The 26724-nt window shown below is 75.1% G+C and carries 29 protein-coding genes and 1 pseudogene; 17 read left to right on the top strand and 13 right to left on the bottom strand.

What is annotated here, in order from left to right:
* Nucleotides 1–103: 103 nt before the first annotated feature.
* Nucleotides 104–1321 carry a glycosyltransferase family 4 protein gene (locus tag M3185_RS09350; protein ID WP_251333399.1) on the bottom strand — a complete coding sequence of 406 codons (1218 nt, stop codon included), beginning with the start codon at nt 1319–1321 and terminating at the stop codon, nt 104–106.
* Between the two features lie 280 nt (nt 1322–1601).
* On the opposite strand from M3185_RS09350, the gene M3185_RS09345 reads away from it, so the two are divergent.
* From M3185_RS09345 to M3185_RS09325, 5 genes are read left to right on the top strand one after another with little or no spacing between them, the layout of a single operon-like run.
* Nucleotides 1602–3149, top strand: coding sequence for an ABC transporter substrate-binding protein (locus M3185_RS09345; protein ID WP_251333398.1), 1548 nt, complete (start codon nt 1602–1604; stop codon nt 3147–3149).
* 52 nt (nt 3150–3201) lie between these two features.
* Complete coding sequence (locus tag M3185_RS09340) at nt 3202–4143, top strand: ABC transporter permease (protein ID WP_251333397.1); 942 nt, start codon at nt 3202–3204, stop codon at nt 4141–4143.
* Entirely contained in the window at nt 4136–4981 is an 846-nt protein-coding gene (locus M3185_RS09335; protein WP_251333396.1) for an ABC transporter permease, read from the top strand. The genes M3185_RS09340 and M3185_RS09335 overlap by 8 nt, the downstream gene beginning before the upstream one ends.
* Nucleotides 4974–6599, top strand: coding sequence for a nickel ABC transporter ATP-binding protein NikE (nikE, locus tag M3185_RS09330; protein ID WP_251333395.1), 1626 nt, complete (start codon nt 4974–4976; stop codon nt 6597–6599). The genes M3185_RS09335 and nikE overlap by 8 nt, the downstream gene beginning before the upstream one ends.
* Nucleotides 6583–7920, top strand: coding sequence for an MFS transporter (locus tag M3185_RS09325; protein WP_251333394.1), 1338 nt, complete (start codon nt 6583–6585; stop codon nt 7918–7920). Before nikE ends, M3185_RS09325 begins: the two co-directional genes overlap by 17 nt.
* 81 nt (nt 7921–8001) lie before the next feature.
* On the opposite strand, the gene M3185_RS09320 is transcribed toward M3185_RS09325, so the two are convergent.
* The 6 genes from M3185_RS09320 to M3185_RS09295 all read right to left on the bottom strand — a co-directional run bounded on the left by M3185_RS09320 (nt 8002) and on the right by M3185_RS09295 (nt 12599).
* Nucleotides 8002–8715, bottom strand: coding sequence for a trimeric intracellular cation channel family protein (locus tag M3185_RS09320; protein WP_251333393.1), 714 nt, complete (start codon nt 8713–8715; stop codon nt 8002–8004).
* Nucleotides 8716–9080: 365 nt separating this feature from the next.
* Nucleotides 9081–9662, bottom strand: a complete 582-nt coding sequence (locus M3185_RS09315; RefSeq protein WP_251333392.1) for a GNAT family N-acetyltransferase — start codon at nt 9660–9662, stop codon at nt 9081–9083.
* A gap of 56 nt (nt 9663–9718) precedes the next feature.
* The gene (locus M3185_RS09310; protein ID WP_251333391.1) at nt 9719–11023 is read right to left on the bottom strand and encodes a cation:proton antiporter; all 1305 of its coding nucleotides are present in this window, start codon (nt 11021–11023) and stop codon (nt 9719–9721) included.
* Between the two features lie 159 nt (nt 11024–11182).
* Nucleotides 11183–11518, bottom strand: coding sequence for a hypothetical protein (locus M3185_RS09305; RefSeq protein WP_251333390.1), 336 nt, complete (start codon nt 11516–11518; stop codon nt 11183–11185).
* Nucleotides 11519–11763: 245 nt separating this feature from the next.
* Nucleotides 11764–12174: a VOC family protein gene (locus M3185_RS09300; RefSeq protein WP_251333389.1), complete on the bottom strand. Its 411-nt coding sequence runs from the start codon at nt 12172–12174 to the stop codon at nt 11764–11766.
* Nucleotides 12171–12599 (bottom strand): ArsR/SmtB family transcription factor, encoded by a 429-nt coding sequence (locus M3185_RS09295; protein ID WP_251333388.1) that lies wholly within the window; start codon nt 12597–12599, stop codon nt 12171–12173. The genes M3185_RS09300 and M3185_RS09295 overlap by 4 nt, the downstream gene beginning before the upstream one ends.
* Here M3185_RS09295 and M3185_RS09290 point away from each other — a divergent pair.
* On the top strand, nt 12598–13311 hold the full coding sequence (locus M3185_RS09290; protein ID WP_251333387.1) for an alpha/beta fold hydrolase: 714 nt from the start codon (nt 12598–12600) through the stop codon (nt 13309–13311). The genes M3185_RS09295 and M3185_RS09290 overlap by 2 nt on opposite strands.
* Before the next feature lie 124 nt (nt 13312–13435).
* On the opposite strand, the pseudogene M3185_RS17530 reads toward M3185_RS09290, so the two are convergent.
* Nucleotides 13436–13510, bottom strand: a pseudogene (locus M3185_RS17530) (DUF305 domain-containing protein); the annotation flags it as partial.
* 405 nt (nt 13511–13915) lie between these two features.
* Here M3185_RS17530 and M3185_RS09280 point away from each other — a divergent pair.
* A complete protein-coding gene (locus M3185_RS09280) occupies nt 13916–14710 on the top strand; it encodes a YqjF family protein (protein ID WP_251333386.1) in 795 nt (264 codons plus the stop codon).
* Nucleotides 14711–14774: 64 nt separating this feature from the next.
* Here the strand turns inward: M3185_RS09280 and M3185_RS09275 are convergent, their stop codons facing one another.
* Nucleotides 14775–15122 (bottom strand): hypothetical protein, encoded by a 348-nt coding sequence (locus M3185_RS09275; RefSeq protein WP_251333385.1) that lies wholly within the window; start codon nt 15120–15122, stop codon nt 14775–14777.
* Nucleotides 15123–15568: 446 nt separating this feature from the next.
* Here M3185_RS09275 and M3185_RS09270 point away from each other — a divergent pair, with 446 nt between their 5' ends.
* Complete coding sequence (locus tag M3185_RS09270) at nt 15569–16249, top strand: nucleoside/nucleotide kinase family protein (RefSeq protein ID WP_251333384.1); 681 nt, start codon at nt 15569–15571, stop codon at nt 16247–16249.
* Nucleotides 16250–16540: 291 nt separating this feature from the next.
* On the opposite strand, the gene M3185_RS09265 is transcribed toward M3185_RS09270, so the two are convergent.
* The 3 genes from M3185_RS09265 to M3185_RS09255 all read right to left on the bottom strand — a co-directional run bounded on the left by M3185_RS09265 (nt 16541) and on the right by M3185_RS09255 (nt 18668).
* Nucleotides 16541–17011, bottom strand: coding sequence for a DUF1990 family protein (locus M3185_RS09265; RefSeq protein WP_251333383.1), 471 nt, complete (start codon nt 17009–17011; stop codon nt 16541–16543).
* Between the two features lie 81 nt (nt 17012–17092).
* The gene (locus M3185_RS09260) at nt 17093–17557 is read right to left on the bottom strand and encodes a carboxymuconolactone decarboxylase family protein (RefSeq protein WP_251333382.1); all 465 of its coding nucleotides are present in this window, start codon (nt 17555–17557) and stop codon (nt 17093–17095) included.
* Between the two features lie 100 nt (nt 17558–17657).
* Nucleotides 17658–18668, bottom strand: a complete 1011-nt coding sequence (locus tag M3185_RS09255; protein ID WP_251333381.1) for a matrixin family metalloprotease — start codon at nt 18666–18668, stop codon at nt 17658–17660.
* 213 nt (nt 18669–18881) lie between these two features.
* Between M3185_RS09255 and M3185_RS09250 the strand changes: the two genes are divergently transcribed.
* The 8 genes from M3185_RS09250 (at nt 18882) to M3185_RS09215 (ending at nt 25479) form a co-directional block, all read left to right on the top strand.
* Nucleotides 18882–20186 carry a SufS family cysteine desulfurase gene (locus M3185_RS09250; RefSeq protein ID WP_374238488.1) on the top strand — a complete coding sequence of 435 codons (1305 nt, stop codon included), beginning with the start codon at nt 18882–18884 and terminating at the stop codon, nt 20184–20186.
* Entirely contained in the window at nt 20183–20647 is a 465-nt protein-coding gene (sufU, locus tag M3185_RS09245; protein ID WP_251333380.1) for a Fe-S cluster assembly sulfur transfer protein SufU, read from the top strand. Before M3185_RS09250 ends, sufU begins: the two co-directional genes overlap by 4 nt.
* Nucleotides 20648–20776: 129 nt before the next feature.
* Nucleotides 20777–21628, top strand: a complete 852-nt coding sequence (locus M3185_RS09240; protein ID WP_251333379.1) for a Rieske 2Fe-2S domain-containing protein — start codon at nt 20777–20779, stop codon at nt 21626–21628.
* 64 nt (nt 21629–21692) lie between these two features.
* Nucleotides 21693–22691: an MsnO8 family LLM class oxidoreductase gene (locus tag M3185_RS09235; protein ID WP_251333378.1), complete on the top strand. Its 999-nt coding sequence runs from the start codon at nt 21693–21695 to the stop codon at nt 22689–22691.
* Nucleotides 22692–22840: 149 nt separating this feature from the next.
* Entirely contained in the window at nt 22841–23437 is a 597-nt protein-coding gene (locus M3185_RS09230) for a nucleosidase (protein ID WP_251333377.1), read from the top strand.
* A 7-nt stretch (nt 23438–23444) separates the two neighbouring features.
* Nucleotides 23445–24155, top strand: a complete 711-nt coding sequence (locus M3185_RS09225; RefSeq protein ID WP_251333376.1) for a lipoate--protein ligase family protein — start codon at nt 23445–23447, stop codon at nt 24153–24155.
* 47 nt (nt 24156–24202) lie between these two features.
* Nucleotides 24203–25033 carry an SOS response-associated peptidase gene (locus tag M3185_RS09220; RefSeq protein WP_251333375.1) on the top strand — a complete coding sequence of 277 codons (831 nt, stop codon included), beginning with the start codon at nt 24203–24205 and terminating at the stop codon, nt 25031–25033.
* A 26-nt stretch (nt 25034–25059) separates the two neighbouring features.
* Nucleotides 25060–25479, top strand: a complete 420-nt coding sequence (locus M3185_RS09215) for a pyridoxamine 5'-phosphate oxidase family protein (protein ID WP_251333374.1) — start codon at nt 25060–25062, stop codon at nt 25477–25479.
* 37 nt (nt 25480–25516) lie between these two features.
* Here M3185_RS09215 and M3185_RS09210 read toward each other — a convergent pair whose 3' ends face one another.
* The gene (locus tag M3185_RS09210) at nt 25517–26020 is read right to left on the bottom strand and encodes a GNAT family N-acetyltransferase (protein WP_251333373.1); all 504 of its coding nucleotides are present in this window, start codon (nt 26018–26020) and stop codon (nt 25517–25519) included.
* Between the two features lie 295 nt (nt 26021–26315).
* Between M3185_RS09210 and M3185_RS09205 the strand changes: the two genes are divergently transcribed.
* Entirely contained in the window at nt 26316–26639 is a 324-nt protein-coding gene (locus M3185_RS09205) for a DUF6504 family protein (protein WP_251333372.1), read from the top strand.
* Nucleotides 26640–26724: the final 85 nt, after the last annotated feature.

Below are 26724 nucleotides of genomic sequence, written 5' to 3'. Positions count from 1 at the left end.
CGGGCCGTGGGCCGCGGGCGTCCGCGGGGCACCGAGCTCCCGCGCCGGCGGCGGGACCGCTCCGTGGGGCCCGGGGCGTGCGGGGGTGGAGGGAGGGTCACCGTCACCGCTGTGGGCTGCTGCGCGACCGGGATCGGGCCGGCTCCGGGGAGGGCTGCAGGGTCGCGTCGTAGACGGCCTGGGTGCGTGCCACCATGCAGTCGACGGTGTACTCGTCGAGATACCGTCTGCGGCCGGCCTCGCCGTACAGCGCTCGCCTCTCGCCGTCCTCCAGGAGCTCCGCCAGGGCGGCAGCCAGCCCCCCGGCGCTCTCGGTGGGCACGAGCAGGCCGGTCCGGCCGTGGGCGACCACCTCGGCCGAGCCGATCACCCTGGTGGCCACCACCGGCAGGCCGGCCTCCATCGCCTCGAGCAGGGCCAGCGGCATGCCCTCGGAGCGGGACGGCAGGGCGAACACGTCGGCGGCGTCCAGGAGCATGCGCGCGTCCTGCCGGTGGCCCGGCAGGTGCACCGTGCCGGCGAGGCCGCGTGCGGCCACCAGGGCCTCGAGCTCCTCGCGCAGGTCGCCCTCGCCCAGGATCACCACCTGCAGCCTCGGGTGGCCGGCCTTGAGCAGCGCCGCCGCCTCGATCAGGTAGCGCTGCCCTTTCATGGTCGTCAGCCGGCCGGTCGACAGCACGACGAGGTCGCCCTCCTGCAGGTGCAGCGCCGCCCTGGCGGCGGTCCGTCCCGGCGGGTCCTTGCGGGGCCTGACCCCGTTGGGCACCGTGCTGAAGCGTTCCTCGCTCACTCCGTGCGCGATGTAGGTGTCCCGGACGCCGTCCGACACGGCGATCCTCGCGTGGGCGAACGAGGTGTTCTCGACCAGCTTCTCGGCCTTGGCGGGCTTGTGGAGCAGGAACGGCTGGTGGTGGGTGATCACGACCGCCGGCACGCCGGCGGCCCTGGCCAGGCGCAGCCCGTCCGGATCCTCCCACCCCCAGCCGGCGTGGCAGTGGAAGACGTCCACCGGATGGGAGGACAGAAAGCCGCTGATGATCGCCGGATAGGCGGCGTCGTGCGGGCTGGGCAGCGCCGCCGTCCGGGCGCCGCGCGCGGAGGCCCCCTCCAGGAGCCAGCGGGCGCGGGGGCTGTCGCGGCACAGCACGGAGACGTCCGCCCGGCCCGTGAGGCCCTCCACCAGGTCCAGCATGTGCGCGCCCATGCCGGACGGGTTGGCGGAGCGCGTGTACAGGCAGACCGACCGGCGGACGCCGGCGTTCTCCCCCTGCCGGCCGGTGTTCGCTCTCGAGAGCGGCCTCCTCGCCGCGGCACCCAGCATGGAACTCACCTTACAGCCGGGCGCCGGTACGCACTGCGGCGACCGGGGGACGGCCGTCATGCGGCGGAGCGTCCCGGCACGCGCGCCCGGCGCCGGGCCGTCTGCACCGCCCCGCGGGCCGGGCTCTATAGCACTGGCGGCGTCGCCGACGAAATCCGTGCGCGTTCATGACGTTGTCCTTCAGGGTCGACTGGTCGCCGTGGTTAGGACTGCCTAACCTCGTCCCCGGGGTTTTCCCTCCGTCACATCTCGTCTCCGGACGTCGAACTTAGGTGGTTTCGTGCGCGCTCTTCTCCGGTCCTCGGTGCCCGTGGGTCTCGTGGCCCTTGTGACCCTGTCGGGTTGCGGCTTCAGCGGTGAGGGGGGCGGGGCCGAGCAGGCTGCCGACCGGGATCAGCGCATCGTGGTGGACAACTTCCGCGCTCCGGTGGCCGACTGGGCCCTGGCGAGCGACGCCGCCTACATCCTGTCCCTGTCCGGGTGCCTCGAGACCCTGACCCGGTACGACGAGGCCGAGGGCGAGATCGTGCCGGCGCTGGCCACGGAGTGGCAGCAGGTCTCGCCCCTGGAGTGGGATTTCACCCTGCGCGAGGGAGTGCAGTTCCAGGACGGCACCGAGCTCACGGCGGAGGCGGTCGTGACGTCGCTGCGCAACGTGCTGGACGCGGAGGTCCCGGCCCGGGCCTTCAGCCCGGCCGTGGTCAGCGAGGTCGAGGCCGTCGACGAGCGCACGGTGCGCATCACCACGCCGGCCGAGAGCCCGCTGGTGCCCTACCGCCTGGCCAGCGTCAACACCGGGGTGCTGGCCCCGGCTGCCTTCGAGGGCGAGTCGGTGGATCCGTTCGGGCACTGCACGGGACCGTTCACCCCGGTCGCGGAGGAGCCGAAGCAGTCCTTGACGCTGGACCGGAACGAGAACTACTGGGGCGGGCCGGTCCAGCTCGCCGGCGCCGAGGTCCGCTTCATCACGGACGGCGCGACGCGCGCCACGCAGGTCCAGACCGGCGAGGCGGACGTCTCCCTCTCCGTGCCCGTCTCCAGCCTGTCCGCCCTGGAGGCGGACGCCGGCGTCGAGGTCCTCAAGGCTGATTCGCCGCGCACCGCGACCCTGTACATGAACAACGGCCGGGCGCCGTTCGACGACGTCGACTTCCGCCGGGCCGTCCGCTCGGCCCTGGACCTGGACGCCCTCGCCAGCAGCGTCTACGAGGGCGCGGCCCTGCCGGGGACCGGACCCTTCGCCGCCTCGGAGCCGTGGGCCGGTGAGGACGCCGTGACACCGCAGCAGGACGTGGCGGCGGCCAAGGAGCTGCTCGCCGCCGCCGGTTACACCGCCGAGCGGCCGCTGGAGATCGTCGCCATCGTGGAGCGCGCCGAGTTCGCCGACGTCGCCACCGTCATCCAGGAGAACCTGAAGAGCGTCGGCGTGCCGGTGACGATCCGCACCACGGAGTACGCCGCGGTGGAACCGGACCTGCTGGCCGGCGACTACGACATGGTGCTGAGCCAGCGCAACCGCCTGATCGACATCGCCGACCCCATCGGGTTCCTCACCGCGGACTACACCTGCGAGGGCAGCTATAACATCAGCCACTTCTGCGACGAGGAGTACGACGAGCTCGTCACCCGGGCCGCGGGGACCGCCGACACCGAGCAGCGGTACGCGCTCTACGCCCAGGCGGGGAAGATCCTGGAGGAGCAGGCCGTCAACGTCTGGCTGGTCAACGAGCAGGCCATCGACGCGACCCGCGCCGAGCTGCAGAACTACGCCCAGGACCCGCTGTCCCGCTACGTGCTGCGCGCGGACACGACCAAGCCCGGCTCGTGACCCGCAGCAGGACACCGGTCACCGGGACCCCCGTGCACGAAGCGGTCCGTCGATGACGGCGTTCCTCGTCCGCAGGACGGCGACCCTGGGGGTCACCGTCCTGCTGGCGTCCTTCGTGGTCTTCCTCATCCCCTACGTGACCCCCGGGGACCCGGTGCGCAAGATCATCCGGTCGCGCGTGGCCGGCGAGGTGGTCGACGACGCCGTCGTCCAGGGGCTGACGGTCCAGCTGGGGCTCCAGGACCCCCTGGCCGTGCAGTACCTGCGGTGGCTGGGCCGGCTGGTGCGCGGGGACATGGGCCTGTCCTACGCCAGCCGCACCCCGGTGCTCGAGCAGGTGCTGCCCGCCCTGGCGATCACGCTGAGCCTGGTGGTCCTGACGCTGGGCACGGCCGCGGTGGTCTCCGTGGTCCTGGGGGTCACCGCCGCCCTGCAGGAGGGGCGCCCGGCCGACCGGATCATCACCACGGTCACCCAGGCGTTCATCGCCATGCCGGAGTACTGGCTGGCGCCGGTGCTCGTGCTGGTCTTCGCCCTGAACCTGTCCCTGCTGCCCTCCGCCGGGTGGGAGGGCCCGGCCTCCGCGGTGCTGCCCGTGGCCGTCCTCGCGCTGCGCCCCACGAGCTACTTCACCTCGGCGGTGCGCGAGGGGATGCTCGACGCCCTGGGCGCCGAGCACGTCGTGGCGGCGCGCGCCCGCGGGCTCACCCACGCGCAGACCGTCCGGCGGCACGTGATCCCCAACGGCCTGCTGCCCCTGACGACCCTGGTGGCCGTGTGGTTCGCCGGCCTGCTGGGCGGCTCCGTCATCGTGGAGGTCATCTTCGCGATCCCCGGGATGGGGCGGCTGCTGTACGACGCCGTCCTCAACAGCGACATCCCCCTGGCGCAGGGGGGCGTGGTCGTCGTCGTCGGTCTGGCCGTCGCGCTGACCACCGCGGCGGACTTGCTCCACGGGTTCCTCAACCCCCGGCTCAGGGGGCGCCGTGCGTGAGCGGCCCGCGCTGATCTGGGCGGCGGTGGCGGTCCTGGCCCTCGTCGTGGTCTCCGTGGGCCTGTCGCCCTGGATCGCTCCCCATCCCCCCGCCGAGCAGGACCTCACCGCCCGGCTGGCCGGGCCCAGCGCGGCCCACTGGCTGGGCACGGACCACCTCGGCCGCGACACGCTGAGCCGGCTGCTCGAGGGCGGGCGGTTCTCCCTGACGATCGCCGCGCTGGCCACGGTGCTGACCGGTGTGCTCGGCACCGGGATCGGGGTGCTCAGCGCCCGCCGCCGGGGCTGGGTCGACGAGCTCTTCACCCGCGCCAACGACGTCCTGCTGGCGCTGCCGGAGATGGTCGTGGCCCTGTTCCTGGTCGCCCTGCTGGGCACGGGCTTCCCCTCCCTGCTGCTGGCCCTGACCGTGACCGGCTGGACGCCCTTCGCGCGGCTGGCCCGGGCGCTGTCCTACGACGTCTCGGCCCGCGGCTTCGTCGAGGCCGCCCGCGTGCTGGGCTGCTCGCCCTCCTTCGTCGTCCTCCGCCACCTCCTGCCGCACCTGGCCGGGCCCCTGCTGGGGCAGGCCACGCTGCGGTTCGGGCAGTTCCTGATCACCGTCGGCGCGCTGTCCTACCTCGGGCTGGGGGTGCAGCCGCCGCAGTCGGACTGGGGCTCGATGCTGGCCGCGGCCCAGCCCTACGCCGCGCGCTCGCCGCTGACGATCCTGGCCCCGGGCCTGGTGGTCTTCACCGTCGCGCTGTGCGTCACCCTGATCGGCCAGCGCCTCGCGCACCTGACCAGCACCCGGTCGGTGCTCTCTCCGGCCGCGCCCCGGGAGGTCCCGGATGCCTGAGGGCCTGGTCGTCGAGCAGCTGCACCTGGATCACCTGACGCCCTCGGCCGTCCGCCCGATCCTGTCCGGCGTGGACCTCACCGTGGCCCCGGGCGAGTTCGTGGCCCTGGTCGGGGCCTCGGGCAGCGGCAAGACCATGACGGCCATGGCCGTGCTGGGACTGCTGCCCCCCCAGGTGCACGTCGGCTCCGGGGCGATCCGGCTCGGCGGGACGGACCTCACGACGGCGGGTGAGGCGGAGCTGAACCGGGTGCGCGGCGGCCGGATCGGCATGCTCCACCAGCAGCCCAAGCGGATGTTCAATCCCCGCCGGACCATCGGGGACCATCTGCGCGAGCCGCTGAAGCTCCACTGCGGGCTCCGGGGGGACGAGGCGCGGGCCCGGGCGCTGGAGCTGCTGGCCGACGTGGGCTTCGAGGACCCCCAGTGGTGCGTCCGGGCGCATCCCCACCAGCTCTCGGGAGGCATGGCGCAGCGGGCGATGCTGGCCCTGACCCTGGCGGGCCGGCCGGAGCTGCTCCTGGCCGACGAGCCGACCTCCGCCCTGGACACGGTGCTCGAGCGGCAGATCCTGGAGCTGCTCGACCAGCAGCGGCGCGAACGGGGACTGGGGGTGCTCTACATCACCCACAACCTGGCCACCGTCTCGGCCTACGCCGACCGGGTCGTGGTGATGGACGCCGGGCGCATCCAGGAGGCAGGGCCGACCACCACCGTGCTCAACGCTCCCCGGAGCGCCTGCACGAAGGCCCTCGTAGAGGCCTCGGCCCTCACCCCCGCCCCGAGCCCCCCTCCTGCTCCGGGGACGCGCACCGTCCTGGCGCTGGAGGGCCTCACCAAGCGTTTCCCCTCGCGCGGCCGCGGTGCTCGCCCGGCCCTGGAGCAGGTCTCCCTCGACCTGAAGGAGGGCGAGATCCTCGGGGTGCTGGGGCGCTCCGGGTCCGGGAAGAGCACCCTGGCGCGGTTGGTCGTGGGGCTGGAGACGCCCGACGGCGGAACCGTCACCCGGGCGCCGGACACGCGCGAGGCCCGCACCGGCGCGGCGGGAACGCAGGTGCAGCTGGTCTTCCAGGAGCCGTACGACTCCTTCGACCCCCGCATGAGGCTGCGCACCAGCCTGGAGGCCCCCCTGCTGCACGACCGGACCAGCACGGCCGAGGAGCGCCGGAAGCGCATCCGGGAGGTCGTGCAGGAGGTGGAGCTGGACCCGGCGGTGCTGGACCGACATCCCGGCCAGTGCTCGGGAGGCCAGCTGCAGCGGCTCACCATCGCCCGGGCCCTGCTGCTGGAGCCGGCGGTGCTGATCTGCGACGAGGCCACCTCGGCCCTGGACGCGGTGACCCAGCGCACCGTCCTGGACCTGCTGCTGCGCCTGCACCGGGACCGCGGCCTGTCCCTGGTCATGATCTCCCACGACCTGGGCGTCATCCGGTACATGAGCCACCGGGTCGCCGTGCTCCTGCGCGGATCCCTGGTCGAGCTGGCCCCGGCCCACGAGTTCTTCAGCACCCCCCGGCACGAGCACAGCAGGCAGCTGGTGGCGGCGGCCCTGCCGCAGGTGTGCGCGATCCTGGACACCCCCCGCCCGACCCAGGAGCACCATGACGCCGTTCGGTGACCACCGGCCCGAGACCCGCACCCTGCTGGGCGCCCAGCTGGTGTTCAACATCGGCTTCTACGCCGTCGTCCCCTTCCTGGCCGGGGCCATGAGCGCCGAGTACGGTCTGGGCGCGGCCGCGATCGGCCTGGTGCTCGGGGCGCGCACCTTCAGCCAGCAGGGAATGTTCCTGCTCGGCGGGCTGGTGGCCGACCGGTGGGGGGCCCGCCGGGCGATCCTCACCGGCTGCCTGGTGCGCGTGCTGGGCTACGCCACGCTGGCGGCGGCCTCGGGCTTCCCCCTCTTCCTCCTGGGCGCGGTGCTCACCGGCGCCGGTGGCGCCCTGTTCTCACCGGCCCTGGAGGCGCAGCTGTCCCACGCCGACCGGCCCGCCGGGACCGGCGCACCGCGCCCGGCGGGGAAGAGCCGGCGGTCGGTGTTCGTGTGGCTGGCGATCACCGGGGAGATCGGCGCCGTCCTGGGCCCGCTGCTGGGCTCGGCCCTGCTGGGGTGGGGTCTCGACGCGGCCCTGACCGCGGGGATCGCCGTCTTCAGCGCCGTGACGGTCCTGCTGTGGTACCGCCTCCCCCGGGCGGCCGCGCGGGCCCCGACGGGGGCGGACGCGCAGGGGCCCCGGACCGCCCCCGCCACCGGCGGCCCTGCCCTCGGGTGCCTGCGGGACCGGCGCTTCGTGGTGTTCTGCCTGCTCGCCGGCACGAACATGCTCGTCTACAACCAGCTCTACTTCGCGGTGCCGGTCGAGCTGGGCCGGCGAGGGCTCGACGGGGCGTGGCTGGGCGCGCTCTTCCTGCTCGCCTCGGTCCTGACCCTGAGCCTGCAGCTGCCCGTCTCCGCGGCCGGTCAGCGCCTGGGCCCGGGGCGCGCCGTGGCGGCCGGCTTCGTGCTGGAAGCCGCCGCGTTCGCGATCCTCGCCGGAACCGCCGTGCACCCGGGGCCCTCCGCCGGCTCGACGGCGCCCCTGCTGGGCGCCGTCGCGGTGCTGATCCTGGGCCACATGCTCCTCACCCCCACGATCCTGTCCCTGATCCCGGCGTTCGTCCCCGCCCCGGAGCCCGGCGCCGGGACCGGCGCGGGGCGGGGTGCCTACTACGGCCTGGCGGCCACCTGCGGCGGCGTCGCCGTGCTGGTGGGCAACGCCGTGCTGGGGCAGGTGCTCGATCTGACCGATCGGCACCACTGGTGGCCCGGCACCCCGTGGGTGCCGCTGGTCCTGCACGCCCTCCTGGCCGCCGTGGCGCTGCCGGTCGTGCTGCGCGGACACAGCACCCTGGGGCGCCCCGGCTCCTCGTCCCCCACGGCCCCCGCCGAGAGGACCCCCTGACGGCCGGCCCGTCCAGGGCTCCACGGCCTCGTCCAGGTCGACGCGGCCGTGGACCCAGCGGCGGGTCCTCGGCGGGTGCAGCTACCCGTCCGCGCCGGTCTCCTCCGGTGGCTCGTCACCGCGGCGCCGGAACCGGGGGCGGGGCCACTCCGGCCGGGGCAGCCGGACGGTCCACTCTCCCGGCCCCGGCAGCCGCCATCCCCGGCGCCGCGCCACCACGGTGACCGCGGCCGCGGTGAGGATCGCCGCCGCCATGCCCCCGTTCGGGAACCCCAGGCTGTGCAGGACGGCCATCTCGGCGCTGCCGAGCACCGCACCCGTCGCGTACAGGGTGTTGCCGCCGAAGATCATCGGCACCCGCCCCACCGCGATGTCCCGGATCATGCCCCCGCCGACCGCGGTGATCACCCCGAGCATGATCGCCGGCAGCCACGTGAGGCCGGCGCCCAGGGCCTTGGACGTGCCGGTGGCCGCCCAGCAGCCCATGGCCAGCGCGTCGGCCACGATCAGGATCCGGTTCGTCCACCTGCCCCGCAGCTGGAGGAAGAAGGCGACCGCGGCCCCGAGGATCGCCGTGGCCAGGTACGCCGAGTTCGTCAGGGCGACGGGGAAGCCGCCCTGCAGCAGGGTGTCGCGGATCATCCCGCCGCCCAGTCCCGAGGCGATGGCCAGCACCACGAAGCCGACGGGGTCCAGCCTGAGCTGGCGGGCCACCGCCCCGCCCAGGATGCCGTTGGTGAGCACCCCCATCAGGTCGACGACGTCGAACAGCACGCGCGGATCCAGATTCTCCATGACCACCTCGTCGTCGGCCCACCGACGCCCGAGGCTAGCACCCCGGCCGGCCTGACCCCGTCCCCGCGGTGGGGGCCGCCCAGGGCCGACCGCCGGCCATGCCTGGAACCGACAGGGTCCGACACCTCCCAGATCCAGGGGCAGGAGGCAGGATGCGCATCGACGAGGACCGCGTCGCCGACGCGCCGCGCCAGGTTGGGCAGGTCGCGCAGCGCCCGCCCGCCGCGCTCGAGCGCCGGCAGGCGCGGTGCCGGCCCGTCCACGACGCGTGGGCGGCCGTCGTGGTGGTGTTCCCGCCCGTCGTCGCCTTCGCCCGACCGGCCCGCCCGGCGCCCGGGGCGCCGGGAAGCGGGACCGGACCGGGGTCAGCCCAGCTCGAGGCGCATCAGGACCCGGGGCAGGCGGGCGGAGACCGCCGCGGTGTCGGCGGCCTTGCGGAAGCCGGCCTTCTCGAACATCGACCGCGTCCCGACGTAGGCCATGACGGCGTCGACCCGCTGGTCCCCGTTGTCGACCGGGTAGCCCTCGACCGCCGGGGCGCCGTGGGCGCGGGCGAAGTCCACCGCGCCCTGCAGCAGGGCCTGGGCGACGCCTCTCCTGCGGTAGCCGGCCCGCACCCTGAAGCACCACACGCTCCAGACCGCGCGGTCGTCGACGTGCGGGATCCTCGTGCCGCGGGAGAAGGCGTGCAGCTCCTGCCGCGGCGCGACGCCGGCCCAGCCCGCGACCTCGCCGTCCAGGTAGGCCAGCACCCCCGGCGGGAGCTCCCGGGCGCAGAGGGCTTTCACGTGCTCCGGCCGTTCCCGGGCCCCGAGCTCCCGGTTCTCCCGGGGGCTGAGCCGGTAGGTGAGGCACCAGCAGGCCGCCGTGTCGGGGTTCTTCGGCGCCAGGACGGTGGCGACGTCGTCGAACCGGTCGGCGCTGGCGGGCAGGACCTCGATGGCCATGGCCGGCAGGGTAGCAGCAGCCCCCGGTGTCCGGCCACACGTCCGCCGGGGGACCGTCAGATCTTGGTGCGGGGAGCGGCGTCCTCGGTGCCGGTCTCGCGCACGGCCTTGCGCTTGCGGGCGCGGTCGATCACCGTGATGACGGGTCCGGCGGTGATGCCGTGGAGCACGATCGAGGCGACGATCACCAGTCCCACGATCCGCCACAGGGCCTCGGCCTCGGCGGTGAACTCGCCCTTGGACAGGGCGTAGGCGAGGTAGTAGACGGACCCGATGCCGCGGACCCCGAAGAAGGCGATGACACTGCGCTCCCACGGGCCCGTGCGTCCTCGGGCCAGGCCGATCCACCCGGCGAGGGGCCGGACCAGGAGCAGGAAGGCCAGGGCGACGAGGATCTCCCGCCAGGTGAGCCCGGCGAGCAGCCCCCGGGCGACGGCCCCGCCCAGGAGGACGAGCACCACCACGGTGAGCAGGCGCTCGAGCTGCTCGATGTAGCTGTGCAGCACGCCGTGGTAGCCGTGGACCCGCTCGCCCGCCCGGATGGTCAGCGCGCACACGAACACGGCGATGAAGCCGTAGCCCTCGACCATCTCGGTCAGCCCGTAGGTCAGGAAGGTGGCCGCCAGGGCCACGAAGCCCTCGGAGTGGGAGGCCATGCGGACGCTCTCGAACGGGGAGCGGAAGAAGACCCGGCCCAGGAGCCTGCCCATGGCGAGTCCGGCGAGGCAGCCGACGGCGATGCGCCAGCCCACGTCCACGGCGACGAAGTGCGGGGACCATGCTCCCGGGGCGGTCCCCACCACGCTCAGGGCGATGGCGAGGTAGACGAAGGGGAAGGCCAGGCCGTCGTTGAGACCCGCCTCGGAGGTCAGCCCGAAGCGCACCTCGTCCTCGCCGTCCAGGTCCTCCTGGGCCTCCGAGGGCTCCCCGACCTGGACCTCGGAGGCCAGGACGGGGTCCGTGGGGGCCAGGGCCGCGGCCACGAGCACGGCCGAGGCCAGGCTCAGTCCCAGGACCCACCACCCGAGGAGGGTCAGCCCGAGCAGGCACAGGGGCATGGCGATGCCGAGCAGGCGCCAGGTGGTGGCCCACCGCCGGCGCCCCAGGGGGCGGTCCAGGGCCAGGCCGGCGCCCATCAGCGAGACGAGCACGCAGATCTCGCTGAGATGGATGGTGACGTCGCTGTGGGCCAGCGGGTCCGGGTCGGGGAGGTTCTCCGCCAGGGAGAAGATCACCACGCCCGCGCCCAGGAAGACCATGGGCATCGACACGGGAGCCCGCATCAGCAGCCGGGGGAGCAGGGCGGCCGCGAAGACGGCCAGACCCGCGGCGGCATAGAGCAGACTGGGTGCTTCGAACACCGGGACCTCGTTCCTGCGGCGACTGGGCACCGCACCTGGGTGCATCCTCCCGCATTTCGCGCCGCGCGTGTGCCGGGCACGTCCTCGCCGGACGGTTCCTCCCGTCGTACTCCGCGCCGCAGCAGCGGATGGGACCCGGGATGCGGAGGGAACCCAGGATCAGGCCGGGGGAGCGCCGCTCCGTCCCGCGGCGGAGGCCGCCGAACCGGCACCGTCCGTGCGGGGAGCCGGCTGCTCGCCGGTGGTGATCCGCACGTCGATCAGGGTCGCCCCCTCCAGCCGCGGCAGCACGTCGGCGATCAGCAGGACCAGGGCGGCGCTGTAGGCGCCCGCGCCGGTGGGGGCCTCCACGCACAGCAGCACGGAGGCCCCCGGCACGCCGGGACTGCTCAGGACCGCCCGGCAGGCCGTGGCGTCAGCCAGCACGGCCGCCACCGTGGGCCCGTCCACGCGGCGGGTCGTCCGCACGGTGACCTCCACCGACCACATGCTCATGCCGTACCCCCTGCCGCGCTCGTCCACCGGTGCTCTGCCCGTCACCGTGGACCCTCCCCCGAGCGGGACGAGTGCGCGCCGTCAGGGCGGTGCGCACTCGTCCCCGGGGGCGCCGTGGCACCCCCCTGCTCCTCATGCTGGTGCCCGGGCGCACCCGGCACAACGTTCTCGCAGGCGAGGCGGGTTTTTGGCCGATTGTTGCCGCCGGTAAGCACGCTGTGGGAGCGGGGCGTCCGGCCCCGGGCTCATGCCGGGGCGTTCGGCTCCGGCTCGTCCATGGCGGCGATCTGGATCAGGTTGCCGCACGTGTCGTCGAGCACCGCGGTCGTCACCGGGCCCATCGACGCCGGCTCCTGCACGAAGCGCACGCCCAGACCGGTCAGCCGCTCGTACTCGGCCCGGACGTCCTCGACGCCGAAGCTGGTGAACGGGATGCCGTCGGCCACCAGGGCCTCCTTGAACGGGCCGACGGCCGGGTGCTCGGAGGGCTCCAGCAGCAGCTCCACCCCGTCCGGGGCCGACGGCGAGACGACGGTCAGCCAGCGGAACGGCCCGGCGGGCAGGTCGGTCTTGAGCTGGAAGCCGAGCTTGGTGGTGTAGAAGTCCAGTGCCTTCTGCTGGTCGTCCACGAAGACGCTGGCGGTGGTGATGATCATGCGGGGTCCTCCGAGGTGGGCGGGAGGGCGTCGAGCCACTTCCGGGCGGTGGTCAGGGGCGCGGTGTCCAGGTGGTGGACCGTGGTGCGGCCCCTGGTGGTGGTGGTCACCAGGCCGGCCTCGCGCAGGACGGCCAGGTGCTTGGTGACGGCCTGGCGCGTCATCGCCAGGCCGTGGTTGTTGATCAGGCGGACGGTGAGCTCGAACAGGGTCTGGTCGTTGCGCCCGGCCAGCTCCTCCACGAGGATCCGCCGCGCGGGGTGCGCCAGCGCCTGGAAGATCGAGTCCACTCCTGCATCATAGGCAACATATTGGTTGCCAATCAAGGGTCCGTGGCGCCCAGCCCCGGCCGGCACGACGGCGGCCGCCGTCACACTCCCCGCCGCCTTGATCCGCTCCGCGGCCTTCCCCAGCATGGAGGCCATGGGCAGCCGCATCGTTCTGGTCCCGGGGTTCTGGCTCGGCGGATGGGCCTGGGAGGCCGTGGCCGACGAGCTGGAGCGCCGCGGTCACCGTGCCACGGCCCTGACCCTGCCCGGCCTGGAGTCCCCCGGGACCGACCGGTCGTCGATCACCCTGGGGGACCACGTGGACGCGGTCGTCCGGGCCGTGGGGGCGGGCGACGACGAGGAGCGCACCGTGCTGGTGGCGCACAGCGGGGCCGGGCCCGTGGCCTACGCCGCCGCGGACCGGGCGCCGGAGCGGATCGACCGTCTCGTCTACGTCGACTCCGGGCCCCTGCCGGACGGCGCCGCGGTCCGTCCCGACCTGGACCCGGCGGTGGTGGAGCTGCCGCTGCCCGGGTGGGCGCAGCTGGAGGCCGAGGGCAGCAGCCTCGCCGGCCTGGACCAGGCCGCGCTGCAGCGCTTCCGGTCCCGGGCCGTTCCCCATCCCGCCGGCCCCACCCGGCAGCCGCTGGCGCTGCACGACGACCGGCGCTACGAGGTGCCGACCACCGTGATCTGCTCCAGCTTCCCGGCGGCGACGATCCGCGAGCTGGCCGCGGAGGGCCACCCGGTGGCGAGCGAACTGTCCCGGCTGCCCGTCGAGTACGTGGACCTGCCCACCGGGCACTGGCCCATGTGGTCGCGCACCCTGGACCTGGCCAGGGCCATCGACGCCGCGGCCCGGGCGTGAGCACCGGCCCCGCGGCTGCGGGGGCGGTGCCCGAGGACCAGGGCTGGTCCGGCAGCTCCTGCGCCAGGCGGTCCATCTCCTGGGTCTGCGCCTGCCGGTCCTCGGCGATGCTGCGGGCCATCTCGACGGCCTGGGGGTTCTGGCCGGCCTCCCCCTCGTCCCGGGCCATGTCGATGGCCCCCTCGTGGTGCTCGGTCATCTGCTCCAGGTACCACTCGGCCGCCCCGGTGCCGGTCTCCGGGGAGCCGTCGGCGCATCCGGCCAGGAGCCGGCCGGATGCGAGGGGCGCGGCGGTGAGGGAGGCGTGGCGGAGCACGGGAGGTCCTTGCGGGGTCGGGGAGCTGCGGGGAACGCGGTGCCGGCGTCCGGAGCGGTGCCCCGGAGGACCCGAGGCCGCGGGCCGGCGTCCGCCCGGCTCGCAGCCAGAGGATCCCGACACAGATCGACACACACGCCGCGGCCCTCTGGCCTCGGCGGGCGCGCGGGGAGATGCTCGGGGGGAGGGGGAAAGGCATACCACCTCAAGGGAAGAGCCGGGGCCCTCCCGGCTTTTCTCCTGTCCGGCGCCTGGCCCGCCGTCCGCGCCGATTGCTAGGTTGGCGCCATGGAGGGGCATCGGTCCGGGGACGGCGATCCGTGGCCGGCCGGGCCGGTGCTGCCCCGGCCGTACCTCATGGAGCAGTCGTGGTCCGACGCGGTCTTCCTGCACTGGCGCGTGCCCGCGTCCGTGACCGCCCCGCACCTGCCGCCCGGCGTGGAGCCCGATGTCTTCCACGGCTCCGCCTGGGTGGGGCTGGTCGGGTTCCGCATGCAGAAGGTGCGGCTCGGGGCGGTCCTGCCGATGCCCTGGCTCGGGTCCTTCGCCGAGGTTAACGTGCGCCTGTACTCGCGGGCGGCGGACGGCTCACGCGGGGTGGTGTTCCTGTCCCTGGACGCCTCCCGGCTCCCCGTCGTGCTGGCGGCCCGGGCCTGCGGCATCCCCTACGTGTGGTCCCGGTGCCGGGCCACCGCCACGGACGGGCCCGCGCCCTGCTACGGCTACGAGGTGGCACGCCGCGGCGGGCGGACCGGCACGACGTTCGCGGTCCGCCCCGACCGCACCGCGCAGGCCGACGACGAGCTGTCCCTCCTGCTCACCGCACGGTTCGGGATGCACACCCGGGGTCCCGGGGGCACGGTCCTCCTGCCCGTCTCCCACCGGCCGTGGCCGCTGCACCCCGCCGCCCTGACCCACCTCGACGACGGGCTGCTGGCGGCGGCCGGCCTCGGCGTCGGGGGACCGCCCGAATCGGTGCTGTACTCCTCCGGGGTGCGCAGCCTGTTCGGCGGACCCCGGAGGGTGCAGGCCTCGCTGCCCGGCAACGGCCCGAGCGGAGCGCGCCGACCGGCCCGCCCATGAGCTGGGCGGGCCGGTCAGCGGGCTCGAGCGCAGCCCTCCGGCCGCGAGGCCCGATCGAGGCGGCTCAGGCCGATCTCCGCAGGGCCGGTCCGGGGTGGAAGCGCGATCCCAGGGCGGCCACGGGCCGGTGCTCGGGCAGCTCGGCGGGCAGGACCACCTCCACCGGGCCGGCGGCAGGGGCCGCCTCGTCGTGGTCGACGGCCCAGCGCAGCAGGTCCACCGCGCCGGCCTCCACGTGGTCGGCGCAGGTGAGGTCGACGGTGACCGTCACCGGGGGGATCAGGGTCCGGGCCCGGGCCACCACCGGGTGCAGGGCGTGCTGGTTGGCCTCGGTGAGGCACCCGGTGACGACCAGGCGCACGTAGGCGCCGTGGAGATCGACCTGGACGAGCACGGAGAGCTTGTGGTCCATAGGGAGCATCCTTCATCGCATGCTGAGAACCTCAGGCCGTCCTTCGGCCCGTCCCCACGGTAGGGAAGCGGCGCCCCGACCGGCAAGGATTCTCTCGCGTAGCCACCGCGTATTTCCGTAACCGACGGGTAGGGCCGTCGGCCGTTCTCCCCGGGGCCGACGGCCCGGTCCCCGGGACGTCCCGGAGGCCGGCTCGCGGCTCAGCCGGCGGGGCGCTGCGCGGCGGGCGTCGGCCGTGGCGGTGCAGACCTCCCACGGCCCGGCGCCGGGGCCGGGGACCCGCCCGGCGCCGGCCAGGCGCTGCGCGGCCGTGTCCACGAGGTCGGTGCTCTGGACCTCCACGCCGAGGTGGTCCACGCGCGACGGCACGCCCCTGCCCGCCCCGGCCGCTATCATCGTGCCCGGGAACGGTCGCGGAGCGGCACAGGACGGAGACGAGCACGACCATGGTGTCTCAGGACCCGGTGCCCGGCCCTCCGCCGGTCCACTGGGGGGAGGGCGCGGCCGGCCGGCGGCTGTGGCCGCGGATCGCGGCTCTGCTGGAGGGGCGGGAGCGCGTCCTCATCGGGATCGCCGGAGCCCCGGGCGCCGGCAAGTCCACGGTCGCCCAGGCGGTGGCGGACGAGGCGCAACGGCACCTTCCCGGACAGGTCGCCCTCGTGCCCATGGACGGCTACCACCTGGCGCAGACGACGATCGAGCGCCGGGGGCGGGCCGGGAGCAAGGGCGCCCCTGACACGTTCGACGCCCCCGGCTACCTCGCCCTGCTGGAGCGCCTCAGGCGCGCCGACGGGGAGACCGTCTACGCCCCGGAGTTCCGCCGGGAGCTCGACGACCCCGTCGCCGCCGCCGTCGAGGTGGACCCCGCGGTCCGCGTGGTCGTCACCGAGGGCAACTACCTCCTGCTCGACACCCCGCCCTGGTCGGCGGTGCGGCCCCTGCTGGACGAGGCCTGGTACGTGGAGGTCCCGGAGGCGACGCGGCTGGAACGGCTGATCGCGCGGCACGTCCGGTTCAAGGACGACCCCGCCACGGCACGTCGCCGGGCGCTGGGCTCCGACCAGCGCAACGCCGAGCTCGTCGAGGCCTCCCTGGCACGCGCGGACCTGGTCATCGTGTACGCCTAGGCCGGCCCCCACGGGGTGCGCGGCGGACCCGGTGCCGCACCACGGCGGGCGCCGGTGAGCACCGGGGAAGACCGGGAGCGCCCTGGACACCGAGGCGCCCGCCCGGAGGCCGAGCGGGCGCTGGGGCGCCGGCGGCCCCCGCCGGCGCCACCCTGGTCCTGAACGACAGCCTGACCGGCCGGAAGGCCAGCTGCACCGGGATCTGACCGGGCAGGAGGCCTGCCGGGGAAGTGCTGCCGGCCCGGCGCTCGCCGGTCAGAGCGCGTGCAGATAGCGTTGCGTGACGCGGTCCTAGACCCGCCGGGCGAGCGGCGCGGCGGCGCGGGCCCACCAGGCGGCCGGGCGGGAGAACGCGGTGAGGATGAGCACCACGGCGTCGTCGTCGTGCCACTCGAGGCAGAAGCGCTCCTCGCCCCGTTCGGGGTGGCCGTCCAGCGTGCCGTAGGCGAAGCCCCGCCGGCGGGGCTCGTCGAGGACGTGGACAACCTGGCACGCGGCCGTGATCCTCAACGGTCCCCGGCCCAGCCGCAGCAGCACCCGCGTGCCGTCCGCGGCCGGCGGGGTGCCCGGGTCGACGCCGATGCCGGCGCGGCGGTGCAGGTCCCAGGTCATCAGCCGGTCGGCCGCGGTGCGGAAGGCCGCCTCGCCCGTGCCCACCGTCCGGTGCCGCACCAGGTGGTGGTAGCCGGGCGGCAGCGCACCGGCCGTGGCCCCGACCTCGGGATAGGTCAGGCGGCGGTCGTGCAGCGGGCGGCGTTCCATGGACCCCACCCTCGCACACCGGGCGCGGCGCCCCGCCCGCCCCGACCGGTCCTCCGGAGCGGGCGCATCCGGCGGAGCAGGTCAGCCGCGGGGCCGGACGGGGTGGCGGCTGAGGATCGACACGCGGTTGAAGGCGTTCATCGCGACCGCCGCCCACTGCAGCGCGGAGTACTGCGCGTCGGTCAGCGCCGCCCGCGCCGCCGCGAGCTCCGTGAGCCGGGACTCGTCCTGGGGCAGGACGGTGGCGGCCTCGCCGATGGCGAGCCCGGCCCGCTCCAGGTCGGAGAACACCGCGGCCTCGCGCCAGGCGGGCAGCACGGCCAGCTGCTGGTGGCTGGCCCCCGCCTTGACGGCCAGACGGGTGTGCAGGTCCAGGCAGTAGGCGCACCCGTTGAGCTGCGAGATCCGCACGCCCACCAGTTCCGTCACGGCCCGGGAGATCCCGGCGTCCTCGGCGGCGGCACGGACGGCCCGGGCCACCTCGTTCAGGGCCTGCCAGGTACCGGGGTCGGACTTGTCCAGGAAGAAGGCCTCGGGGTCGCTCATCGTGCTCCTCGTCGTGGTGGCCGCGCCGGCGCACGTGGTGCGGCGGTGTGCTGATCCTAAGCGGCCCGGCCGGGCGACGGGAGGGATCCCCGGCGCGGTCTCACAGCTGCGGCACGCACGCCCCCGCCCCGAGCCGCGCGAGCCCGGCCCGGTCGCCGTCGGCGAAGCCGGTCACCCCCACGTTGTCGGCGTGCATGAGCTGGGTGGGGTCGTCGACGTGGTCCAGCCCGACCACGTGCCCCAGCTCGTGCATGATGATCGCGCGGACCTGCGCGGTGCCGCCGGGGTGCTGCAGCATCTTCGCCATGTCGGGCGCGTCGAGCGTCACCTGGCCCGCGACGTAGACGAGCGCTCCGCCGGGTGCCTTCGCGTACGAGCTTCCGCCCAGCCCCACGACGTCGCCGGCCAGGCCGGGGTTCTCGCCGGGCTCCGACCAGGCGATGAGCACGGGCGCCCACCGCTTGCCGTAGCGGCCCGGCTGATAGGTGTCCCGCCGGTCGCCCGGTGCCTCCGTGGTGGGTCCGTCGTGGACGAAGCGCAGCCCCGTCGCCGCGGACACCTCCGTCACGGCCTGCGCGACGAGCTCCTCCGAGCCCTCCGGTGCGTGGTCGGGCCGGACGACGTAGTGCACCGGCCGGCAGGGGTCGTACGCCACCACCGCCTGGTCCGGATCGGGGGACGGGTGCAGCCGGTAGCGCTCCGACGGGGTGACGGCCGGGGGAGTGCCCAGGGGCCTGTCGGAGGCCTCGACCCCGCGCGGGGGTGCCGCCGCGCCCGGCAGGTGCGGGAGGGCGACGGGCAGCAGCGCCCGGTCGGCGAGCGCGGAGGCGAGGTGCAGCACCACCACCAGCACGAGGCAGAAGGCGGGCGCCGCCCGCCAGGCCGGACCCCGCGACGGCGGCCCGGCGTGGTGGCCCGCCGCACGCGGGGGGCGGCGACGCCGGGTGCGCGGGGCGTGCCGTGCCTGCGTCCGGAACCGCCGTGCCCCGTGGGCGACCCGCCGCAGCGGCCGCCCGCCCTGGGTGCTCGCCGGCGCTGCGAGCTCGCCGGTCCTGCCGCCGCCCCCGCGCGACGGCTCCGCGTCCGGCCGCCCGGCGCTCGAGTGCTCCATGCTTCCCAGTTCCTGCTCCCCCCGGCGCCCGGCCCCACCGACCGGACGTCCTGGTAGAGAACTACCATGTTGTTCCCATTCGCAAAGCAATGTGTCGTGGTCCGCGTGCTGTGTTGCACGCCGAGATCCGCGGGGGACCGGGAAGCCCGGGGCGGGGACGCCGCGGCCGTCCGCGGCATAGAATCGTCGTCCACCCCCGAAAGGAACTTCACCGTGCCGTCGCTGACCGCCCCGCCCCTGACCGATGCCGAGGTTCGTGCGCTGCGGGAGGACTTCCCGCTGCTGAGCACCACCAGCGTGGGGGGTGTGCCGCTGGTGTACCTGGACTCGGGGGCGACCTCGCAGAAGCCGCTGGCGGTGCTCGACGCGGAGCGGGAGTTCTACCTGCACCGCAACGCCGCCGTCCACCGCGGGGCGCACTCCCTGGCGGTGGAGGCCACCGACGCCTACGAGGAGGCCCGGCGGGTCGTGGCCGGGTTCGTCGGCGCGGGCGAGACAGAGCTGGTGTGGACCTCCAACGCCACCGAGGCGATCAACCTGATCACCTACGCGTTCTCCAACGCCACCGCCGGGCGCGGCGGTGCGGACGCGGCCCGGTTCCGCCTGGGCCCGGGCGATGAGATCGTCACCACCGAGGCCGAGCACCACGCCAACCTCATCCCGTGGCAGGAGCTGGCCGCGCGCACCGGGGCGAGACTGCGCTGGATCCCCGTCGACGAGGCGGGCCTGCTCGACTACGCGGCCGCGGCCGAGGTGATCGGGGAGCGCACGAAGGTGGTGGCGTTCTCCCACGTCTCCAACGTCACCGGGGCGCTCACCGACGTGGCGGCCCTGGTGGGGGCGGCCGTGCGCGTGGGGGCGCTGACGGTGCTGGACGCCTGCCAGTCGGTGCCGCACCTGCCGGTGGACCTCCCGGGGCTGGGGGTGGACTTCGCGGTGTTCTCCGGGCACAAGATGTGCGGGCCCACCGGCATCGGGGCGCTGTACGGGAGGGCGGAGATGCTCGCGGCGATGCCGCCGTTCCTCACCGGCGGCTCCATGATCACCCGGGTCACCATGGAGGGCGCCGACTACCTGCCGGCCCCGACCCGGTTCGAGGCCGGCACCCAGCGGATCAGCCAGGCCGTGGGCCTGGCCGCGGCCGTGACGTATCTGCAGGAGGTGGGGATGGAGCGGATCGCCGCCCACGAGCACGCCCTGGGCCAGCGTCTGGCCGAGGGCGTGGCCGGGATCGAGGGGGTGCGGCTGGTCGGCCCGCCGCCCGGGAAGGACCGGGTGGGCCTGGCCGCGGTCGACGTCGAGGGCGTGCACGCCCACGACGTGGGCCAGGTGCTGGACGTGGCCGGGGTGGCGGTGCGGGTGGGCCACCACTGCGCCCAGCCCCTGCACCGGGCCCTGGGGCTGACCGCGACCACCCGGGCCAGCGCCTACCTGTACAACACCACGGAGGACGTGGAGCGGTTCCTGGCCGAGCTCGCCGGGGTCCGGGCCTACTTCCGTCTCGGGGGTGCCCGGTGAGCGGGCTCGACGGGCTCTACCAGGAGGTCATCCTCGACCACGCCAGGCGCCGGGCCGGGGAGGGCCTCACCGACCCCGCCCCGGGCCACGGGGCGGGGGAGTCCCACCAGTACAACCCCACCTGCGGGGACGAGATCACCGTGCGGGTGGAGCTGGCCCCCGCGGCGCCGGGGGCGGAGCCGGTGGTCGAGCGGATCAGCTGGGAGGGCCAGGGCTGCTCCATCTCCATGGCCGCGGCCTCGGTGCTGGCCGAGACGGCCCCGGGCCTGACGCGCCCGGAGGTGGAGGAGCTCATCGAGGCCTTCCGGGTGCTGCTGCGCTCCCGCGGCTCGGTGGCCCCCGACGAGGAGGTCCTCGGGGACGCCGCCGCCTTCGCCGGGGTGTCCCGGTTCGTGGCCCGGGTCAAGTGCGCGATGCTCGGCTGGGTCGCCGCCGAGGAGGCCCTGGCCCGCGCGGACTGAGGCCGGGACGCAGCCTTCACACACCGGGGCGTCCTTGTCCTGCCGCGCACGGCGGTGGGAGACTGGACGGTCCTGGAGGCGGTGGCCGAGCCCCTGGCGGGGGCCGGTCCCGGCGCGGAGGAGGCGGTCGTGAAACTGCTCGAGGACCTGGTGGCCCGCGTGGAGACGTGGAAGGCGCTGGACCAGGTGGCCGAGCCCCTGGCCCGGGCCGTGGGCCGTGCGGTGCGTCCGGCTCCGGTGCGCAACGTCCTGAGCGGGACGGTGATCGGGCATCCGCTGCACCCCCTCCTCACCGACATCCCGATCGGCGCGTGGACCATGGCGGCGATGCTGGACGTGGCCGGAGGCCCCGGTGCGGCCCGCGCCGCGGACCTGCTCGTGGGTGCCGGGGCGGCCGCCGCCGTGCCCACCGCCGTGGCCGGGCTCAACGACTGGTCCGACACCCAGGGCGCCGACCGGCGCACCGGGCTGGTGCACGCCACCGCCAACAGCGCCGCCCTCAGCCTCTACGCCGCCTCCCTCATCGCCCGGGCCCGCGGCCGGCGCGGCGCCGGCAAGGCGCTGGCCCTGGCCGGCTACGGCTGCGTCATGGGCGGGGGCTACCTGGGCGGCCACCTGGTCTTCGTGCGGGGCGTCAACGTCAACCGCACCGCCTGGCGGCGGGGTCCGCGGCAGTGGACCGACGTCCTGGCCGACGCCGACCTGGCCGCCGGCGGCCACCGGGTGGTGCTCACCGGCAGCGTCTCGGTGCTGCTCGTCCGCGACGCCACCCGGATCGAGGCCCTGGACAGCGTCTGCAACCACATGGGCGGCCCGCTGGGGCAGGGGACGATCGACGGCGGCTGCGTCACCTGTCCCTGGCACGGCAGCACCTTCCGGCTCGCGGACGGCGCCGTCGTGCGGGGGCCGGCGACCGTCTCGCAGCCCGGCTACGAGACCCGCGTCCAGGACGGGCGGATCCAGGTCCGGGCCCGGCGCTAGCCGCACTGCACCGGGGCGCCCGTGGCGGTGGAATGCTCCCGCCGCCGCCCCGGTTGTGCGGACCATGGCCCTTCCCGACGTCCGTCTGTCCCTCCTCGACCGCGCCAACTCCCGCCACGGATCCTCGGAGACGGACGCCCTGCGCCGCGTGCTCGAGCGCGCGGCGCGGGCGGAGGCCCTCGGCTACCACCGGTTCTGGGTGGCCGAGCACCACGGCGTGCCCGGCATCGCCGGTTCCGCGCCGGCGGTGCTGATGGCCGCGGTGGCCGCCCGCACCCGCACGATCCGCGTCGGCTCGGGCGGGATGATGCTCCCCAACCACCAGCCCCTGGTGGTCGCCGAGCAGGCCGCCACCCTCGAGGCGCTGCACCCCGGGCGCGTGGACCTCGGCGTGGGACGCTCCCTCGGGTTCACGTCCGCCGTCCGGAGCGCGCTGCGCGCCGACAAGGAGGCCGCGGAGCGGTTCGAGGCCGACCTGGCGGAGCTGCTGGCCTTCCTCGCCGGCGACGCCCCGATCACGGCCCGACCGCAGGACCGCGCCGTCACCCCGGTCTTCGTGCTCGCCACCGGCTCCGGGGTGGACGTCGCGGCGCGGGCCGGCCTCGCCGTCGTGCTCGGCGGCCCCGCGGTGTTCCGCGACGGGTCCCGCGGCGGCCGCGCCGCGCTCGAGCGCTACCGGGCGGCCTTCCGCCCGTCGCGGTGGTGGCCGGAGCCCTACGTCGTGGTCTCGGCCAACGTGGCCGTCGCGGACACGCCCGGCGCCGCCCGGGCGCTGCTGCTGCCCGAGGCCCGCGCGCTGGCGCTCTCCCGCACGCGGGGTGAGTTCCCGCCGCTGGAGCCCTTCGGCGCCGCGGAGCTCGCCGCGCTCCCGGACCGCGAGCGCGGCCTCGTCGAGGACTCGCTCGCCACCTCGGTGCACGGCACGCCCGCCGCGGTGGCCGGCGCGCTGGAGCGGCTGCTGGCCGCCACCGGGGCCGACGAGCTCCTCGTCACCGGCGGCGCGGCCGATCCCGAGGCGCAGGACGCCTCCGACCGGCTCCTGGCGGGTCTGTTCTCCCGCTGACCCCGCCCCGGTGGCCGGGCCCCGGCCGCTCGGGGCTCTCACCGCCGAGTCCCCAGGGCGGCGCCGAGTCCCCAGGATCCATCGTGGGGAACTGCGACCGGCCCGGGGACTCGGCGCAGGGCGGCAGGCGGGCGACTAGACTGGGTCCGATGGAACGACTGCTCGTGCTCGCCGCCCACCCCCTGGAGACGAAGTACTTCCCCTCCGACATCGACCTGGTCCTCACCGGCGTGGGGATGTCGGCCGCCGCGGTGCGCGCCACCGAGGCGATCCTGAGCCGCTGCCCGGACCCGGCCCTCCGCCACGAGCTGCTGGTGCTCAACATCGGCAGCGCCGGCGCCCTCAAGGACGGCCTGAACGGGGTGCACGAGCCGTCCCGGATCCTCAACCGGGACGTGGACGAGGAGCTGCTGCGCGCGGCGGGGTTCACAATCGACAACGTCGTCGAGCTCGGCGGGGACGGCCCCGTCCTGGCCACCGGCGACTCCTTCGTGGCCGGCGGGCCCGTCCGGGACGCGCTGGCCGCCCGCGCCGACCTGGTGGACATGGAGGGCTACGCGATCGCCGTGGCCTGCCGCCACCTGGGCGTGCGGCTGCGGATGGTCAAGCACGTCTCCGACGCCGCCGACGAGGCCGCGGTCGGCTGGGACGAGATGGTCGAGGTCAGCGCCCGGGACCTGGGCCGGTGGTTCCACGAGAGCGGGATCGTCGCGGGATCACCGCGTCCCGGGCCCCCACTACACTGAGGGCAGCATGAAACTGATCCGCCAGCGCGAGTCCCTGGGCGCCCAGCAGGACTACGACAGCGCCATGAGCCTCCTCACCGACGTCCGCCGCACCGGACCCGTGCTGCGCCTCTACGAGCCCGCCCCCACGGTCGCCTTCGGCCGCCGCGACGAGCTGCGCCCCGGGTTCCCGGACGCGGCCCGCGCCGCCCGCGAGAGCGGCTTCACACCCCTGGTCCGCAAGGTCGGCGGGCGGGCGGCCGCCTACCACGGGGGGTGCCTGGTCGTCGACCACGTCGAGCCCGCCGAGGACCCGGCCACGGGGATCCAGGACCGCTACCGGCTCTTCGGCGACATGCTCGTGGCCGCGCTGGAGGAGCTCGAGGTCGACGCCGACGTCGGGCAGCTCCCCGGCGAGTACTGCCCGGGCGAGCACAGCGTGCACGGGACGCACCCGGCGCCGTCGCCGGCGCGGAAGGTCAAGCTGGCGGGCACCGCCCAGCGGGTGGTCGCGGGCGCCTGGTACTTCAGCACGGTGCTCGTGGTGGAGCACTCCGAGCCCATCCGCTCGGTGCTCACCGACGTCTACGCCGCCCTGGACCTCGAGTGGGACCCCACGACCGCGGGCGCGGTCGACGACCTGCGCCCGGGCACCACCGTGGCCGACGTCGAGCGCGGGATCCGGAAGGTGTACGGCATGTACTCGGAGTACCTGGGGTACGGGCCGCTGAGCGACTGAGCCCGGCCGCCGCCGGGCAGAGCACACGGGAGACCAGGAGGCAGATCATGTGCGGACGCTACGTCATCGCCCGGGCGGTGGGGGACCTCGTGGCCGCCACCGGGGCCGTGCCCGACGAGAGCCTCGGCGACGCCGACCACGCCCGGCTGCGCGCCAACTACAACACCGCGCCCACCACCGACGTGCCCGTCGTCCTGGAGCGCCTCGCCGGCGGGGAGGGCGACGACGGCGAGCTGGTCCGGGAGCTGCACGTCGCCCGCTGGGGCCTGATCCCGGGGTGGGCCAAGGACCCGGCGGTCGGGGCGAGGATGTTCAACGCCCGCTCCGAGACCGTCCTAGAGAAGCCGTCGTTCCGCAAGGCCGTGCGCGCCCGCCGGTGCGCCGTGCCGGCCAACGGCTACTACGAGTGGAAGAAGGAGCCCGGGCCGGGCAAGGGCGGGCGCAAGCAGCCCTACTACGTCCACCCGGCCGACCCGGACGAGACGATCTGGTTCGCCGGGATCTACGAGTGGTGGCGGGTGCCCGAGGGCACGGCCCTGGACTCGGAGGCCCTCCAGCCCGGCCGGGACGGGGGCGGCAGCACCTGGCTGCTGTCCTGCTCGATCCTCACCACCGACTCGCCCGAGCCCTCCGACGAGCACCCCGTGCTGGGCGAGCTGCACGAGCTGCACGACCGGATGCCGATCCCGCTGGCCCCCGAGCACGTGGACGACTGGCTGCGCCCGGGCGAGGACGAGGCCCCGCAGCTCGTGGACCTGGTCCGGGCCGAGGCGCACCGGGTCGCCGCCGGCTGGGTGCTCGACCCCGTGGACCCTGCGGTCGGCAACGTGCGCAACAACTCCCCGGAGCTCGTGGTCCCGCAGCGGAGCCTGCTCTGAGCGCCCCGGAGCCCCTGCGCCGGCTCGTGGCCTTCGTCCGCGACCACGGCGGCGGGGTCGTGGCCACCAACAGCGGCACCGGGTGCCCGGAGTCCGCGTGGATCAACCTCGCCGCGGCGGAGGACGAGCAGCCGGTCCCGGGCGCGCCGGCCTTCGGCACGCTGGTCTTCGGCACCAATGGGCGCAGCCGCAAGCACGTCAACCTCCGCGCGGACCCGCGGGTCTCCCTGGTGGTCGTCTCCGGGACGGGCCAGGAGGTCCAGCTCGAGGGGGACGCCGCGCTGCTGGAGGGCCCTGCCGCCCGGGCGGCGGCCGCGCTGCTGGAGGCCCGCCACCCCGGCTCCGTGGGCAAGCCCAGCACCCGCCTCGTGGCGGTCACCGTGCGCTGGGCACGGTTCGTCGACGTCGCCGTCGAGCCGCCGCTCCGGGAGGAGTTCGCCCTCTGAGGCGCGCCGGCCGGGGGCGCCGGCCGATGCGGGGGACTCAGTAGTAGTCGCCGTCCGGGATCCAGCGGTTGAAGTCGAGCGTGAGGTAGAGCGCGAGCGCGGCCGCGTTGTCCTCGGCGATGCGCAGGCAGACCTGCTCGTAGCCGTTCTTGTAGAGCGTCGCCATGCTCGAGCGCACGAGCTGCTCGGCGAGGCCCTGGCGGCGGCGGGAGGCCGCGGTGAACAGCTCGAAGATGTAGGGGGCGTCGGGGAGGTCGTCGCCGACACGTCGGGCCAGCACCAGGGCCGCGGCCACGATGGTCCCGTCCTCGTCCACCACCACGGGGGAGGCGTCCGGCAGGAAGGGCCCGTACTCGCCTGCGAACACCCCCTTGATGACCTCGCGCGCCTCCTCCAGGCTGGAGACCCCGCCCTGCTCGTAGGAGGAGTAGTAGAGCTGCGCGAGTCCCTCGGCGTCCTCCGGGGCGGCCGGGCGCGTGGGCACGGGGTGGGCCTTCGGGTTCTCCGTGGTCTGGGCGATCAGCGTGATGGTTCCGGTCATGGAGACCTCCGTGGGGTCGACGCCGGCTGCTCCGGCGGGGGACGAGGGACAGGGGCGCCTGGGAGGACCTGGGAACCGGTCCTCCGGTGTCTCAGCGTATCCATTTCGCTGGTCTTGTCCATGACCCCGGCGAAGGGTCCCGACATGCCGTGGCGCGGCCGGGAGGCCCTCCGGCGGCAGAACTGGTGTTCCCCGTCACCGCCCGAGGCCGTTAGCCTGTCGGACACGCGTTCTAGCTTCCAGGGACCAGGGCGTGCCGCCGGGCGGGCGCCGAGCGAGGGAGAGAGGAGCCGCCGTGGGAGTTCTCACGGAGAGCGTGGACGTGGACTGCGACGCCCAGGGCGTGCCGGTGGCGGTGCGCTGGCGCGGACGGGGCTACCGGGTGGCGCAGGAGCCCGTGCGCTGGTACGAGCGGCGCGCCTGGTGGGCCGAGGACGCGCGGCTGCCCCGGGACCGCGGGGTCGGGGCGGTGGACCAGCAGATGTGGCGGGTCCAGGTCCAGCTCGCTCCCCGCGCCGAGCTGCTGACCCTCGAGCTCGTCCACACCCTCGACACCGGCCGCTGGCGGCTGCTCACGGCCACGAGCGCGACCGGGATCCGGGTGGTGCGCTGCGCGTGACGGGCCGCCGGTCCCGGCGGGCGCATAGGATCGGGTGGAGCCCGCCGTCCGGATCCCGGCGGCCCCGCCCGGCATCCGCCCCGAG

This window comes from Kocuria rosea, from assembly GCF_023715525.1.
Lineage (GTDB): Bacteria > Actinomycetota > Actinomycetes > Actinomycetales > Micrococcaceae > Kocuria > Kocuria rosea_A.
The sequence above is the reverse complement of the archived record's forward strand: the minus strand, read 5'-3'. Positions and strand labels throughout refer to the sequence as shown.

Coding starts and splice junctions, on each gene's coding strand:
- M3185_RS09350 (WP_251333399.1), bottom strand. CDS start 1,321: ATGCTGGGTGCCGCGGCGAGGAGGCCGCTCTCGAGAGCGAACACCGGC.
- M3185_RS09340 (WP_251333397.1), top strand. CDS start 3,202: ATGACGGCGTTCCTCGTCCGCAGGACGGCGACCCTGGGGGTCACCGTC.
- nikE (WP_251333395.1), top strand. CDS start 4,974: ATGCCTGAGGGCCTGGTCGTCGAGCAGCTGCACCTGGATCACCTGACG.
- M3185_RS09325 (WP_251333394.1), top strand. CDS start 6,583: ATGACGCCGTTCGGTGACCACCGGCCCGAGACCCGCACCCTGCTGGGC.
- M3185_RS09320 (WP_251333393.1), bottom strand. CDS start 8,715: ATGGAGAATCTGGATCCGCGCGTGCTGTTCGACGTCGTCGACCTGATG.
- M3185_RS09315 (WP_251333392.1), bottom strand. CDS start 9,662: ATGGCCATCGAGGTCCTGCCCGCCAGCGCCGACCGGTTCGACGACGTC.
- M3185_RS09305 (WP_251333390.1), bottom strand. CDS start 11,518: ATGAGCATGTGGTCGGTGGAGGTCACCGTGCGGACGACCCGCCGCGTG.
- M3185_RS09300 (WP_251333389.1), bottom strand. CDS start 12,174: ATGATCATCACCACCGCCAGCGTCTTCGTGGACGACCAGCAGAAGGCA.
- M3185_RS09290 (WP_251333387.1), top strand. CDS start 12,598: ATGGGCAGCCGCATCGTTCTGGTCCCGGGGTTCTGGCTCGGCGGATGG.
- M3185_RS09295 (WP_251333388.1), bottom strand. CDS start 12,599: ATGGCCTCCATGCTGGGGAAGGCCGCGGAGCGGATCAAGGCGGCGGGG.
- M3185_RS09280 (WP_251333386.1), top strand. CDS start 13,916: ATGGAGGGGCATCGGTCCGGGGACGGCGATCCGTGGCCGGCCGGGCCG.
- M3185_RS09275 (WP_251333385.1), bottom strand. CDS start 15,122: ATGGACCACAAGCTCTCCGTGCTCGTCCAGGTCGATCTCCACGGCGCC.
- M3185_RS09270 (WP_251333384.1), top strand. CDS start 15,569: ATGGTGTCTCAGGACCCGGTGCCCGGCCCTCCGCCGGTCCACTGGGGG.
- M3185_RS09265 (WP_251333383.1), bottom strand. CDS start 17,011: ATGGAACGCCGCCCGCTGCACGACCGCCGCCTGACCTATCCCGAGGTC.
- M3185_RS09260 (WP_251333382.1), bottom strand. CDS start 17,557: ATGAGCGACCCCGAGGCCTTCTTCCTGGACAAGTCCGACCCCGGTACC.
- M3185_RS09255 (WP_251333381.1), bottom strand. CDS start 18,668: ATGGAGCACTCGAGCGCCGGGCGGCCGGACGCGGAGCCGTCGCGCGGG.
- M3185_RS09235 (WP_251333378.1), top strand. CDS start 21,693: ATGGCCCTTCCCGACGTCCGTCTGTCCCTCCTCGACCGCGCCAACTCC.
- M3185_RS09230 (WP_251333377.1), top strand. CDS start 22,841: ATGGAACGACTGCTCGTGCTCGCCGCCCACCCCCTGGAGACGAAGTAC.
- M3185_RS09225 (WP_251333376.1), top strand. CDS start 23,445: ATGAAACTGATCCGCCAGCGCGAGTCCCTGGGCGCCCAGCAGGACTAC.
- M3185_RS09220 (WP_251333375.1), top strand. CDS start 24,203: ATGTGCGGACGCTACGTCATCGCCCGGGCGGTGGGGGACCTCGTGGCC.
- M3185_RS09210 (WP_251333373.1), bottom strand. CDS start 26,020: ATGACCGGAACCATCACGCTGATCGCCCAGACCACGGAGAACCCGAAG.